This is a genomic window from Vreelandella titanicae BH1 (assembly GCF_000336575.1).
Classification (GTDB): Bacteria; Pseudomonadota; Gammaproteobacteria; order Pseudomonadales; family Halomonadaceae; genus Vreelandella; species Vreelandella titanicae.
The window spans coordinates 10,173-24,936 of the sequence record NZ_AOPO01000017.1; the positions used below are offsets into that span (position 1 = coordinate 10,173).

Sequence of the window (14,764 nt, forward strand, 5' to 3'; positions counted from 1 at the left end):
GTAGTCTTTTTTAGTTGTTGGGTGTTTTTTTTAATTATCAGGGTTAGATTTCCATGGATGAATTGCTTAATTATGCTAAGCAACTAGCGGAGCAAAAAATTGCAACGCTGAACGCCCCGATTGCTAAACGCATTGCCTATGTGGTGAGTCATGGTCAAAGTTACGCCAACAATGGTTATGCAATTCGTACTCAAGGCATCGCAAAAGCGCTAAATGATCATGGCTTTGAAACATTATGTTTTGTGCGACCCGGCAGGCCATGGGAGTTTGGCGCAGAGCAAACGGTAGCCCCCGTTAGCGATGTTGATGGTGTTCGCTACATTCATAGCCGGTGGGAAAAAGGCATTTCTCCCCAAGGGGAAGAAAAGCACTTAAAGGCTTCAGTAGACAAATTTGTCGAGCTGTTCAACGTCTTCAGACCCAGCGTCGTGCTAGCTGGATCTAATTTTATTATTGGCTTACCCGCTTACGTGGCAGCCAAGAAACTTGGCATTCCTTTCTATAACGAAATTCGAGGATTTTGGGAGCTTTCCAGAGCGGCTAGAGAACCAGGCTATGAACTGACTGAAAGCTTCAAACAAGAGGCTGCAAGGGATGCCTTTGTTGCGAAACAGGCACAGCGTGTTTTCACCCTGAACCAGCCTATGCAGCAAGAGCTTGTGAAGCGCGGGGTAGATGAAGCAAGAGTCAAGATAATTGCCAATGGCGTAAATAAACTACCGGTTATACGACCAGCTAACGAAGACCTTAAACGTAAGCTGGGTATTCGTCCTGAAGATAAAGTGGTTGGTTATGTAGGCAGTTTTAATGCCTACGAAGGCTTGGATGTTTTAGTCACTGCATGCCAAACCCTTATAGATGAGAGTGTTAATGTAAAACTCTTATTGGTGGGCGACGACGGCGTATCAGAAAAGCTAGGTGGGCAAACCGGTGAGCACAGCTACCCATGGCTGATCACCACTGGCCGTGTACCCCATGAGCAAGTGGCTGATTATTACGCGCTCATTGATCAAGTCGTTATACCGCGCAAAAGTTTACCTGTATGCCACTTGGTTCCGCCGATGAAGGCAATGGAAGCCACCGCTTTCAATAAGCCACTATTAGTTTCGGATGTAAAGGCATTAGTCGATTTAAAACAGTTTAATCAACAGATTAGCTTCTTCAAAGCGGACGATGCAGGAAGCCTCGCCAACGTAATAAAGCAAAATCTAACGGCTCAGCCGCCAAAGGTTGGCACTCAAAGCGACAAAATCATCTTTTTTGAGCAGATCAAACCCTTAGTGCAGGCGTTAGAATCATCGGCCAAAGGATGGGACGATAAAGCGGCTAAAGAAGCATTTGCCACTGCCAATAGCCGCTTTTATAAACAAGGCGATATTTCCAGCACGCTTTCAATATTGCATGAAATGAAGCTACAAGGCGTTAAGTTTGATAAGCCGAAAAGAGACTTCCAGAGCTTTATTGAAGGATTGGCACGCTTAAAGGGCGGCTGGCCGTTGCCACCGCGCCAGCCAAACGCTGGGTTAATGACGCGTCGCCGGCATGCGCTTTACTGTTTACATCAATCAGTACCCCATGCCACCAATGGCTACTCAACGCGCTCCCATGGTATTGCAGTAGGTTTACAGCAGGCTGGCTGGACGGTGCGAGCCACTACCCGCCCCGGTTTTCCATGGGATGCAGGCACAAAAGGGATAAACAAAGGCTACCACGAAGCCAATGTAGATGGCGTTACTTACGCTGCCGTAGCAGGGTGGAACCTCAATAAGACTCCTCTGGATTACTACCTGGCAGAAGCAGCTGACCATTATGTAAGAGAAGCACAGACCAGCGGTGCAGAAGTCATTATTGCTGCCTCTAACCACATCACTGCACTGCCCGCGCTAATGGCTGCACGCCGTTTAGGTTTACCGTTTGTATATGAAGTGCGTGGCTTATGGGAAGTTACCCAGGCTTCTACGCAGCCCGAGTGGGCAGATTCAGAACGCTTTCATCTAATGCGCGAGCTGGAGCAGCAAGCCGCCCGCGAGGCGGACTTGGTCATCACGCTAACCGATGAGTTGGCCACAGAGCTTGAGAGCTGGGGAGTAAAGCGCGAAAGCATAGTCGTTATTCCCAACGCCGTTAATGCTGAAACCTTTGTGCCCACTGCTCCAGACCCTGCCATCATCCACGAGCTAAAATTAAAGCCCGGTGTGCCGGTAATTGGTTACGCAGGTAGCGCCGTGGCCTATGAAGGTCTTGAGCTTTTAATGGAAGCGATGGCAAAGCTGAAGCAAAATCATCAGGACTTCATTTTCGTACTGGTGGGCGATGGTAAAGTTATTGATACCGTAAAGGCGAAGGCCAAAGCGCTTGGTATAGAAGAGCATTGCCGGTTTACCGGGCGCGTTCCCTTTGACGCCGTGCCGCGTTACCTCTCTTGCATGGACATCATGCCCGTACCGCGCCTGTCATCAGCAGTGACCGAAATGGTTTCGCCGCTCAAACCGCTCGAAGCCATGGCGATGGGTAAAGCGGTCGTGCTTTCTGACGTTTCCCCGCATAAGGTAATGGCCGGTGAAAATCAGCGTGCATTGCTGTTTAAAAAAGACAGCGTTGAAAGCCTGACGCAAGCACTGACAAAACTGATAACCCAGCCCGATGAGCGAGCTCGATTAGGCCAGGCAGCCCGCGAGTGGATTGAAAAAGAACGCACCTGGAATTTTGTTACTAATAATTACCATCATGCACTGCAACGTGTGCTCAACAGCCAGCAGGGCACTGCAAAACCCACAGTAGCTAAAAGCCTAGATCAAATCACCTTGGGGCTGATTGCAGATCAGTTCACCACTGACACTCTGGCTAGTGGTGTGAACGTAGTTAAACTTACACCTGAAAACTGGCAGCAGGAATTAGCTGATCAACCCATTGATGCACTCTTCGTTGAGTCCGCCTGGAAGGGCAATGACTGGGTCTGGCACCGTCGGGTTGGCTTCTACGGCGAGGAGGAGTTTGCGCCTTTGCGAGCATTGCTGGCGCACTGCCGCAGTCAGGGCATTCCCTCGCTGTTCTGGAATAAAGAAGACCCCGTTCACTTTGACCGCTTCCGTAAAGCCGCATCACTTTGTGACCATGTGTTCACCACGGATAGCCGCCGGATAATCCCCTACCTAACAACGCCAGGGGCACTGACACAAAGCGTTAGCAGCTGCGCTTTTTACGCATCGCCTAAAATTCATAATCTGCTGCCTTCTAAGCGGGCATGGCAACCCACGGCAGCTTATGGTGGTACTTACTACGGCAAGCGCTACCCAGAGCGTACCGAGTACATGGATAAGATCATGAGTGCGGCAGCACCCCTTGGCCTTACCATCTATGACCGCCAGCACGACGACCCTGAATCACCCTATAAATACCCTGGTGGCTTGGGCAGCTATGTGGCCGGTAGTCTCAGCTATGAAGAGATGATCGAAGCCTACAAAGCCCACCCGGTGCAAATTAACGTGAATTCGGTGCTGGATTCACCCACCATGTTCTCCCGCCGGGTAATGGAGGCCGCCGCCTGCGGCGCGCCCATCATTTCAGGCCCCGCACTCGGTATGAATCGCTACCTGGAAGCGGCAGGGCATGTGGTGCGCACGGAAGCCGACGCAGCCCAAGCGCTTGAAAACCTAATGCATCATGACGCCTACCGTTGGCGTGTGGCATTGAAAGGGGCAAGGGCGGTAATGCGTGCCCACACCACCCAAACACGGTTAACCCAGATGCTGCGTACAGCCGGTATGGTGGTAAAAGCACCGGAACTGCCTAGCATCAAGCTCTACTGTGAAACGGTTTCTGTGGTTGCCGCTGACAACCTAGTGGACCAAACCATTCTGCCTAGCCACATAGTCGCTTCCCATTGGTTGCCTGGGGCCAAAGAGCTACTACAGGAGATAGGTATAACTTGCCAGGAAGCGAGCGGAGCGTTAGCACAAGCAGGCGAGTATTGGCTGCATGCAGAATTGCCAGCGCTGGAAAGCCTTGAAGCAGAGGATATAGAAGACCTAGCGTGGACAACCACCTATGCCGAGCACAAGCGCATAGGCTTTATCCGAAGTGAGCAACTGGAAAGTGGCGGCTGGCCAGGGGTTGCCTGTGAAAGCGACCAGATAGAACGAGGCTTACAGCTAATACATACCGCCCGCCAACTGCCTCTCAATGGGCTGGCGCAGTGGGCTAACGGCGAAAGTACACTGGCGCTACGTAAGCCGCACAACCGTTATGCTCAGGCACCTAATGTAGAGCCCGTTAAAACGGTAGTGATTGCTGGGCACGACCTAAAGTTTATCAAGCCGTTTTACCCTTACTTTACAAAAGCAGGCATGCGTTTACTGCTGGACTTCTGGAGTGGTCATAATCAGCATAACGAAATAGCCAGCAAGCGCTTAGTGCGTCAAGCGGACACCATTTTCTGCGAATGGATGATGGGTAATGCCATTTGGTATGGAAAGCATATGCGTGAAGGGCAAAAACTCGTTGGCCGATTACATGCTCAAGAATTGAGAAGCCCGCTTTTCGATAAAGTACCTTTTGAGACATTCGATACAGTTATTTTCGTTGGCCCACACATGCTCAGGCAGGCAATCGCCCGAAATCCTGTGCTAGAAAAGAATGGTGTCGTGATCTACAACGGTGTGGATGTTGAGGCTCTGCAAGCAGTACCACGCAAACCAACTAATAGCAAAGTATTGGGCATTGTGGGTATTGTGCCTCAAAGTAAACGGTTTGACCGCGCGCTCGATATTCTGAAAGAGCTACGCAAGGAAGACAAAGAGTACACACTGCGTATAAAAGGTAAGCGACCAGAAGATTATCCCTGGATGAAAAACAGGCCCGAGGAAATGGCATGGTATGAAGCCCAATACCAACGTTTGGAGAGCGACCCAGACTTGAAAGGGGCCGTGCATTTTGACCCTCAGGGCAACGATATGCCTGAGTGGTACGCGGGGATCGATTATGTGTTATCTGTTAGCGACCATGAAAGCTTTCACTTGGCCGTTGCTGAGGGAATGGCTGCAGGTTGTATACCCATTGTCATGCCTTGGGAAGGGGCTCATGAAATATATCCAGATGAAGTAATCCATAACAAATATGAAATAGTATCAAGTTTCTTAAAGAAATATAACCAAAAAGATATAAGGCTGTACTCGTTTAAAAATTTTGATGTCAAGTATTCGGCTCTTGTTATTTTAAAATTTTTAAGTGTTGACTTAGTAAGTTCGCCTGCCAAAGTCTTAGTGTTAGGAAGCTGTGTGTCAAGAGACCCCTTTGAGATGGCGAATGATAGTGAGTTATCTCTTTGTGATTATTTTGCTAGAACAAGTTTTGTGTCTCTAACGGCAAAGCCATATGTAGATGAAGATGTATTAAAAGAAATATCTTCGAACTGGCAAAAGCGTATGGTTTATGCAGATATGTCTAAGCAGTTCCTTGAAAATATACGTAACGATACTTTTCATGTAGATGTAATTGTCATTGATTTAATAGATGAAAGATTTAATTTAAATAAAACCCATGGCTCTTTTCATACTATATCAAGTGAATATAGAAAAGCTGCGATAGGGAAGAAGTTGAATATAGTTAAGCATGCTTCTGATGAGAAGTTGTCTCTATGGTTTGAAAGTACCCATGAGATAATGAGGCTTTTACAGGAAAAAAATCTTATAAGTAAAGTGATTGTGAACGAAGTATATTACTCCAGTAGTATTGACTTTCATGAAAATAAAGTGGAAAGGATAGGGCAATACACCAAAGAAGATATTAAGAAAGCCAATGAGCGGCTAAGCTCAATGTATGATTTTTTATCAAGGTACTTACCTAGTGAAAATTTTATAAAATATCCTGAGGATTTATTTGTTGCAGATAGTAACCATAAGTGGAATCTTTCACCTTTTCATTATTGCAGTGATCTTAATAAATGGTTTAATAACTCGGTTTATTTGAAGGCTTGTTTGAATAAATTAAAAGGGGAAGTGAATTGAGGAAATGTGTTTTATTGACAATCAGGTATAGTATTTTATTTAGTGCACAGACTCAGGGCTTTCATATGTCTGCAAGTCAAAAAGATTATCTCTCTTATAAAAATAATCTTTTTAGCGCTAGTCGTATGGGCATGAGAGAGTATTTCTTTGAAAATTATCTTCTCTCATCTCTTGAGAAGGTTAATAGTAGTAACGCAAGTGATGTAGATTTCCATGTGTTAGTTATGTGTTCAACAGAACTGCCAAAACCAAACAAAGAGTTCTTGGTTAAGATGCAAGAAAAATATTCTGAATGGCTAAACGTTTCTTATATGAAACCAGAGGAAGTTAATTACGGAAAGGCGATGAGCTCTTTTCTTAAATGTGCATATAAAGAATCCCCAGTGCTTTGTGCAACTGCAAGGCTTGATGATGATGATGTATTATTTGATGATTATGTTAACGTTATATCTGATTACTTAACAGTAGATAACGACAAAAAAGTGATTAGTTTTAGTTCAGGGTTTAATTTGTACGTTGAATCTGACGGTTTTAATGTGATCGGCGCTTCAGAGTATGAGTTTAGCAAGATTGCTATAGGTTTAGCTTACATTAAATATTATAACGACATTGATGAGGTTGTTGAAGATAATATATATAAATGTGGTAATCATGTAAAAATAGACAAAAATTATGAAGTTATTGATTATAATGATAAGCGATCTTTTGTAAGAATTAACACTGAGCTGTCAGATAGGATGTATAGATTAGATGAGAATGAAAGAAATAATAGGCTAAAAATTGAGTATCGCAAGCAAAAGGAGAAGCGTGTTGGTTTAGGAAGGGTACGAAAAAATTTTGATAATTTGCCTATTTGAATAGTGAGGTGTTTCTTGAAGTTTTTTTATAATTTACATGAAGCAAAAAACTTTCATAATGAACACAGTTTTATTGTAATCTACAGAAATGTACATTTTCCGATATATTTAGACTTCAAAGGCTCTGATAAATGGATCGTATTTACACCAGGAGCTTGTTCTAGGCAAAAGCCAATGCCAATATTTCAGCGCTCTTCGTATAGTAAGTTTATAGAGCCAAATGTTATCTCGTTATTCGATCCAGGTATTCTTTTCCATAGAAAGCTAACTAACACTTGGTTTTGTGGTACCAAATCTCGCTATTACGGGGAATATATTGCTCAAATACTCAAGTTATTTTTTGAAAAAGAGAGAGTTAACAATAAAAAAATACTACTATTTGGTACCTCTGCTGGTGGTATACCTGCTCTCAAGATAGCTGAAAAACTCAATGGCTGTAATGTTCTGGTTGGCAATATACAAATTGATGCTAGCATTCACCCAGCATTTGATAAGATGTTGCCCGTGCTATTTCCTGGATTGGACTCAATAGATTGTAAACACCAATTTCATGAAAGGTTTGACGCTCGCAGTGTTGATAGCTCATTCCGTTTGTTTTACATACAAAACATAAAAGATACTTTTCATTATAAAAATCATTTTAAGCCTTATCGCGAGTGGTGTTTATCAAAAGAAATCAGTTTCGATGCTTCTTTTTATGAATACGACAATTTAGAAGCTGGTCATGGATCAGTTGGTAGAGAAAAAGAATTATCTATAATAGAATCAATATTTGAAAATGAAAATTTGAATCTTAATTGGCTCGACAGATTAGGTTGTTGATATGTCACTTGGTGTAAAAGATTATATCTTAAATGCAGAGCGGTTTTGGCCGCCTACGCACAAAAGAAATGTAGTCAAGATTATGCGTGCTCTTGATGCCTATGCTGGAGAATCTTCTTCGGATAAAGATGAGTGTATAGATGAACTATTAGCAGTGGCTAAAATTAGAGGAAGATTTAATGCAAAGCATTTGTATTTAATAAATACAGGAAGCTCCGGTTCACATTGGATTGAGGCTATGCTGGGCCTATTGCCTGGGTTTTATAATGGTGGCGAGATTTATCTACCACCAAAAGTGAGGTCTTCATTAAAGAATTTAAATAAAAAGTCGGCTAATGAATTTTTAGATGTTATATACTTGTTGCATTCAGGCGGCATTCACAAAGATGCCTTAACCGCAACGTTGAGCAACTCTGCACACTTGGCCAAACATCAGCAGATGTCTGAATACAGTATTAACAAAAGTACAGTTTTATTGTTAAGAAACCCTGTAGATGTCGTCATTTCTAGAACATTTAGGAAAGATGAATACAAGAATGATGTTGCCCCTTCGCTAGATGATCAACAGTATCTCGAACGCAATTGCGTTTATGTTGAAAGTTTCTTCTCGAACTTAGACGAAACCAGCTTCGATGCAATAGTGAAGTATGAGGATTTTGTTGCTTCTCCACTGAGTAATTTAAAAAAGCTTGTCGAATTGATAGAGATGGAAGTTACTGAAGATCAGTTGCAGCACTCTATTGACAGAACTTCGATGAAGTCAGAGTTAAAGGCTGTTGAGAAGGGTGGTAATGCATTGACAAATGTCTATCTGGGTGATAGAAAAAATTATGACTGGGCTAGAGGTTATTTGAGTAAAAGATTAGAAAAATTATTGATTAAATATAATTACTGTAAATAAAAAAAACGGTGCTCTAAATATACAATGGTTCTTGTTACCCTTTTAAAGTGAAATGAAGGTTAGTTTTCCTTTTTTATATGAATTAAGGGTTTTTATGGTTTTTCTTAATAATGAAAAAATAATTTTTTTGAAAACTAGAAAAGTTGCAGGAACTTCCTTTGAGATGGCCTTAAGCCGCTATGCTAAGGCAGGGGATATCATTACACCTATATCACCTGACGACGAAAGAGCAAGAAAAGAATTGGGCTTCGCCTCTTGCCAAAACTACATGAATCAAAACGGTACGCAAGTATTTAATAATCATATTTCAGCGTCGGAAGCCGAAAAGAAACTTGGATACACTATATGGAATAAAGTGGAAAGTGCACCATAGTTCGTAACCCCTTTGATGTGTATATATCTTTATTTTATTATCAGTATGGTTCTGAAACAGATATATCTAAGCTTACGGAATGGTATATTGATGGAAAGGGAAGTTCATACCTCGGTGTGAATCATAAGCAATATTTTATCAAGGATAAAATGATTATTGATCGCTTTATCCGGTATGAGAATTTTGAAGAAGATATTTTGGAACTGAAAAGGTCTGTATCTAATCTTAAAGGTTTGTACGATACATTTCGAAATATAAAAGCCAAGTCTGGAATCAGAAGCAATGCGTCATATGACCTTGAAACCATATATTGTAATCATCCAGAGCTTAAGAATAAAATTAGAAGTTTACATAATTTTGAAATAACTAATTTTGGCTATCCTGCTCTATGATTATTGTAAAGGCTTTAAGTGAAAAAATATAGATTTGTCATTCATGTTGGGTATCCAAAAGCTGCATCTACTTCATTGCAAGATGCTCTTTTAGATTCATCTGTTTTGCTTGAGCAGAATGGGTTTTTGTACCCTTCCTCCTTAATTTCGAAGGGCTCTTCTAAGCATGAAGAGATTTTTCGGCTGGTGCGGTTGAACAAGGTTGATAAAGCATTAGCACTGCTCAAGATAGAGTTGGATAGCGCAAAAGATGTGCATACCGTTTTTCTATCAACGGAATCTATTGTTAATCAATTATATAATATTGATTCTAGCTTATGGGTAAGGCTTTTTGACGGCATAAAGCGATTTGGTTCATTGGAAATTGTTGTTATACATAGAGAAATTAATGGTTTTTTGACTTCGTACTATAAACAAGCTGTTGTCAATCAGCCATCTTCTCTTGTTGAATTTTATGGGACGTCTCTAACCCAGGCTGATTTTTCAAAGCTTGCGGTAGTGAGAAAATTAACAAATTTAGATGGTGTGATTGAAACGTTAAAATATGTTTCGAATGCGCCAGTTAAAGTATTTGACTACCAACAGAGCGTAGTGAATGATGTGATAAGTTGGCTAACTAATGGTCATTTTTCTGTAGACACTCCTAAGTTGAGTAATGTTAGCTTACAGCCGGAAGAGGTTGAGTTGATTCGACAGATTAATGCAGCTACACCATCTGTAAGTGAGAGAAACACCTGGTTGCATGTGCTAAGCCACTGTTGTCCCCTTGGCAGCCGTACAGCGCTTACGCTTGCAGATCGTGCCAATGAGGCTGATTTGCAGCAGTTAGATGCAGGCTGGCTATTAACGGTTCTCCCCGCGCAGAACCCTGAGCTAGGTGTAAATAATAATAAGTTATTATCGTTATCTAAAAAAGCTTACGAGTGGTTGTCCCAATATCAGCGGGACTGTAGGCTTAATCAATCCTTACAATATGAAGATTCTTCGCTTATGCCCTTAAAAACAATGGATTCGGTTGAGCTTGAACGCTGTGTAGTTAAAAAAATAGAGCAGGTGGTTACAGCGTCTTCTAATGTATCTCTTGGAGAAAAACTATTTACCGCAAAAAAGATTGAGCTTGCCCCCTTCGCACCAGTAAGTTTCACGGGCTGGGGAAGCTGGGAGCAAGATCCTCTTAATAATCGCAGTTGGCAGTGGCGGCTTAACTGGCTTTCATTTCTCTCCTACCTACTTGCCTATCATCAACAATCAAATAATGATGAGATTCTTACCTTTGGTAAAGAAGCTATCACGTCCTGGTTGAGTACGTATTTAGAAACCGATACCGAATATCCGTTTGAATTTATCTGGCATGATCATGCGACGGCCCTGCGTGCCGAACAGTTAGTACTGTTTTCTTACTATTGCAGAGATAATGCGCCAGAGTGGACTACTCAAAATGCGGCGTTTCTTACCTATTTAGAACAAGCATTAGTGGTGCATGCCGAATGGCTGGCAAAAGACAGCTTCTATTCAGAACACACTAACCATGGCTTGGAACAAGCGCGGGTACTACTACTGCTAGGTACAGTGTTTGAAGGCAAGCAAGCTGAGGAATGGCAACAAATTGCAATTCAGCGTATTAGCTGTGAGTTGCAATTTGCGTTCACAAACGAAGGCGTACATGTAGAAAATAGCCCTGCTTACCACATTTTTGTTTTTAAAGTATTTTTAGGTATTATCAAAGACTACTCTAACGATGTACTGGGTGACCTGGCCAGCCAATTCAGTCAGTTTTCAGCAAAAGCCCTAAATTTTATTACCCATATTTTACGGCCAGATGGCCTTTTGCCCCCTATTGGTGATACTGAGCAATTACCCACCAGCGATGCTTACAAAGAGATGTTTGGTAGCACTAATGAGTACCAGCATTTTTTATATGCGTTAAGTCAAGGTAAGCAAGGTATTAAGCCTAAGCAGTTGAACGTGGTGTATCCTAAATCGGGTTATGCTGTTTTTAGAGACTGTTGGCCAGAAAGAGATCAGTACAAGCAAGCCTTCCATGCAATTGCTAAGGTGGGCTGCTCTAGTCGCTACCATCACCAGCAAGATGAAGGGCACGTTAGTGTTTATGCCGGGGGGGAAGATTGGCTGATTGATTCAGGTCTTTATAACTATATTAATAAAGATCCGATAAGGAAGTATATGCGCGGGCGCCAGGGGCATAATGTTCCGTTGATATCCAATGCTTCCTACGGCAAAGATTTTGAACACAGGTTAGCTGCTTGGAAAGTTGCCGATTATAGCGAGAGGGAGGTGCTGCCCCATATTGCCATGCAGCTCGAAGTGCTCCAGCCTGTGGTTCAAAACCGTCATGTCTGCTTTAGTTCTGTTGATAAAGTGTTAGTCATTGAAGACCTTTTCGTTAGCGAGGATAACCAACCACGTAACTTTACCTTGCAGTGGCATATACCAAAGAATAAAACCGTAACGGTAAATGGCAATCAGGTCACCGTAACAAGTACTAGTGGGCAAGAGATGATCATTGATGTTGATGGCCCCGAGCCAAATAATATCTCTGTTGCCAAGGGGGTTAAAGAAGACAAGGTGTTTAGCTGTATTTCTTATAAAGCTAACCACTACGAGCCTAGTCAGGTTATTAAGGTGACTTATGAAGACTATGCTGAGCTTGCTGTTAAAACACGTTTCTCGTTTGAGCATGTACTGCCCAGCTTTGGCTTGGATGGCAAAGATAACAGTGTTGCTAGCAGTGCTCAGGGATTAACTTCAAACAATATAATTAATTATCTATACGACCAACTACGTCGTGAAAAGCCGCTTGTAGTGGTGACCTGTGGCGCTGAGGACGCAACTATCGGGATCGCTAAAGCCTTGCGGGAAAATGGGATAGGGTGCTTGGTGATTTTAGAAAATAGTGAAGAGCGCGCAGAAAATGTTAAGAAAAGCTTAAAAGAAAACTATCTTCAGTCATGGGTTGAGTGGCGAACGGGGGATTTGACGCCTTGGGAGGGTGATAATGTTATTGCTTCACCGCCACAGCAAAACACCTGTTGGTTTCCCGTTGAGCTGTTAGAAGATTTAGAAGCGGTCGATTTTGTTTGGATTGCCAGCTCATTTGAGAAAGGCTCTGACCTTTCTTGCTATCTAGCGCTACCTGCTTTGCTTGAACGCTTAAGCACTCAAGCTCAGTTATGGGTGAATGGTATGAGTGCTCCAACTGAAGAAGAGTTTTGCAAGCAATGGGCAAGTCGCCATGGTTTTGAGTTTGAGTATGTGTCTCGGAAAAATGGGCTTGGTGTTTTGAGCCGAAGCTAAGAGGGCGGGTCGACTGACCGCATTTTTAGTCGGTGTCTCGTGGTTTTTGTTACCAAGAGCAACATTTCAGCCCCTTTTTTTCATTATTTGTTATTTATCATTGATAACTCACTGTTATTTGATCACCACACACAGGATTATTTATGTGCGGAATAGTAGGCGCGGTTGGCGCAAAGGATAGCACCGCCTTTCTTCTGGAAGGCTTATCTACATTGGAGTATCGCGGTTACGATTCAGCAGGATTGGCGTTGCTATCGGGTGAGCACAGCAGTGGTTTGCAGCGTGCCCGCTCTAAAGGCCGTGTGGCTGAATTGGCCGCTTTAGTGAAGGAAAAGTCGCTCAACGGTAATGTGGGTATTGCTCACACCCGTTGGGCCACTCACGGCGTTCCGGCTGAACGTAATGCCCACCCGCATATTTCCGGCGGGCTGGCGGTGGTGCACAACGGCATTATCGAAAACTACGAAGCGTTGCGCATTCAGCTTCAGGGCTTGGGGTATGAGTTCACATCAGATACTGACACCGAAACCATCGCCCATCTGATTCAAGCCTGCTTTAAAGGCCAAATTGGTGAGCCTGCCGAAAACCTCTTTTCTGCCGTGCAGTGCGCCGTTGAACACCTGAAAGGTGCCTTTGCCCTGGCAGTGATTAGTGAAGATGAGCCGGATTGCTTAGTGGTTGCCCGTGAAGGTTCGCCGCTAATGTTGGGCATTGGAGATGATGGGCAATACGCCGCCTCGGATGCCTCCGCACTTATCTCCACTACCAAGCGTTTGATGTATCTGGAAAACGGCGATGTGGCTCGTTTAAGTCGCGAAGCAGTGGTTGTCGTTGATGGTATTGGCCAGCCGGTTGAGCGTAAGGTCATTACTTCAAACCTGAGCGCTAATGCGGTAGAGCTGGGTGACTACAGCCACTTCATGCAGAAGGAAATCTTCGAGCAGCCCCAGGCCCTTAGCAATACGCTGGAAATGATTAGTGGGGCGGGGCAGCTACAACCGGGCATCTTCGGTGCGGAAGCCGCTGATATTTTCGACCAGGTGGAAGCCGTGCTGATCCTGGCCTGCGGTACCTCCAGCTATGCGGGCATGACCGCCAAGTACTGGATTGAGCAAGTGGCGGGCATTCCTTGCAACGTCGAAATCGCCAGCGAGTACCGTTACCGCCAAAGCGTCGCTAATCCTAAACAGCTGGTGGTGGTTATCTCACAGTCTGGTGAAACGGCGGATACGCTGGCGGCGCTTCACCACGCTAAATCGTTAGGCCATACTCATACCTTGGCGATCTGCAACGTACCGGAATCCGCCATTGTGCGTGAAACAGCGCTGCGATTTATTACCCGCGCCGGGCCGGAAATTGGCGTTGCCTCTACCAAGGCGTTCACCACTCAGCTAAGCGCGCTGTTCCTGCTTACTCTGCTGCTTGCCAAAGCCAACCAGCGCTTAAGTGAAGCAGATGAAAAAGCCTACCTTGATGAGTTGCGTCACCTTCCCATTGCGGTAGATAAAGTGCTGTCACTGGAACCGAGTATTGAAACGTGGTCAAAGCAGTTCGCCGACAAGCAGCACGCACTGTTTCTGGGCCGTGGTCGCCACTACCCCATTGCATTGGAAGGTGCGCTTAAGCTTAAAGAGATCTCCTATATCCATGCCGAAGCTTACCCAGCGGGTGAGCTGAAGCATGGCCCCTTGGCGTTGGTCGATGCAGAAATGCCCGTCGTCGTGGTGGCCCCCAACGACGAGATGTTGGAGAAGTTAAAAGCCAACATGCAGGAAGTCAGCGCCCGTGGCGGCCAGCTGTATGTGTTTGCCGATGGCGACAGTGCCGTGAAGTCCTCTGAAGGCGTCAATGTACTGATGATGCCAGAGCATTACGGCCTGCTTTCGCCGGTGTTGCACGTGGTAGCGCTTCAGTTGCTTTCCTACCACGTAGCGCTTGTGAAAGGCACGGATGTGGATAAGCCGCGTAATCTGGCTAAGAGCGTGACAGTAGAGTAGTGCCAATGGGCGTCGTTCCGACGCCTCCCGCGGGTGCAATCACTCGATTCCAGTGGCGTGATTACGTGCACATGGCCTTGGAATCCTCACCTTAATGTGCAT

General features: G+C 44.2%; 8 protein-coding genes. All 8 read left to right on the plus strand.

Annotated features, from left to right (window positions below; all coding sequences use genetic code 11):
* Nucleotides 1–53 precede the first annotated feature (53 nt).
* The 8 genes from HALTITAN_RS21000 (at nt 54) to glmS (ending at nt 14,662) form a co-directional block, all read left to right on the plus strand.
* On the plus strand, nt 54–6,005 hold the full coding sequence (locus HALTITAN_RS21000) for a glycosyltransferase (protein ID WP_009288284.1): 5,952 nt from the start codon (nt 54–56) through the stop codon (nt 6,003–6,005).
* Nucleotides 6,006–6,019: 14 nt separating this feature from the next.
* Entirely contained in the window at nt 6,020–6,862 is an 843-nt protein-coding gene (locus HALTITAN_RS21005) for a glycosyltransferase (RefSeq protein ID WP_161609190.1), read from the plus strand.
* A 15-nt stretch (nt 6,863–6,877) separates the two neighbouring features.
* On the plus strand, nt 6,878–7,684 hold the full coding sequence (locus tag HALTITAN_RS21010) for a hypothetical protein (RefSeq protein WP_152419294.1): 807 nt from the start codon (nt 6,878–6,880) through the stop codon (nt 7,682–7,684).
* Nucleotide 7,685: 1 nt separating this feature from the next.
* Complete coding sequence (locus tag HALTITAN_RS21015) at nt 7,686–8,585, plus strand: sulfotransferase domain-containing protein (RefSeq protein WP_009288287.1); 900 nt, start codon at nt 7,686–7,688, stop codon at nt 8,583–8,585.
* A gap of 52 nt (nt 8,586–8,637) precedes the next feature.
* A complete protein-coding gene (locus HALTITAN_RS21020) occupies nt 8,638–8,958 on the plus strand; it encodes a hypothetical protein (protein WP_039860430.1) in 321 nt (106 codons plus the stop codon).
* Nucleotides 8,959–9,074: 116 nt separating this feature from the next.
* Nucleotides 9,075–9,350, plus strand: coding sequence for a hypothetical protein (locus HALTITAN_RS25480; RefSeq protein WP_161609191.1), 276 nt, complete (start codon nt 9,075–9,077; stop codon nt 9,348–9,350).
* Nucleotides 9,351–9,368: 18 nt separating this feature from the next.
* Nucleotides 9,369–12,665: a heparinase II/III family protein gene (locus HALTITAN_RS21025; RefSeq protein ID WP_009288288.1), complete on the plus strand. Its 3,297-nt coding sequence runs from the start codon at nt 9,369–9,371 to the stop codon at nt 12,663–12,665.
* Nucleotides 12,666–12,808: 143 nt separating this feature from the next.
* Nucleotides 12,809–14,662, plus strand: a complete 1,854-nt coding sequence (gene glmS, locus HALTITAN_RS21030) for a glutamine--fructose-6-phosphate transaminase (isomerizing) (protein WP_009288289.1) — start codon at nt 12,809–12,811, stop codon at nt 14,660–14,662.
* Nucleotides 14,663–14,764 lie beyond the last annotated feature (102 nt).

What these genes read in the sequence shown, in the direction of transcription:
- HALTITAN_RS21020 (WP_039860430.1), top strand. Translation starts at nt 8,638, where the DNA reads ATGAAGGTTAGTTTTCCTTTTTTATATGAATTAAGGGTTTTTATGGTT.
- glmS (WP_009288289.1), top strand. Translation starts at nt 12,809, where the DNA reads ATGTGCGGAATAGTAGGCGCGGTTGGCGCAAAGGATAGCACCGCCTTT.
- HALTITAN_RS21015 (WP_009288287.1), top strand. Translation starts at nt 7,686, where the DNA reads ATGTCACTTGGTGTAAAAGATTATATCTTAAATGCAGAGCGGTTTTGG.
- HALTITAN_RS21000 (WP_009288284.1), top strand. Translation starts at nt 54, where the DNA reads ATGGATGAATTGCTTAATTATGCTAAGCAACTAGCGGAGCAAAAAATT.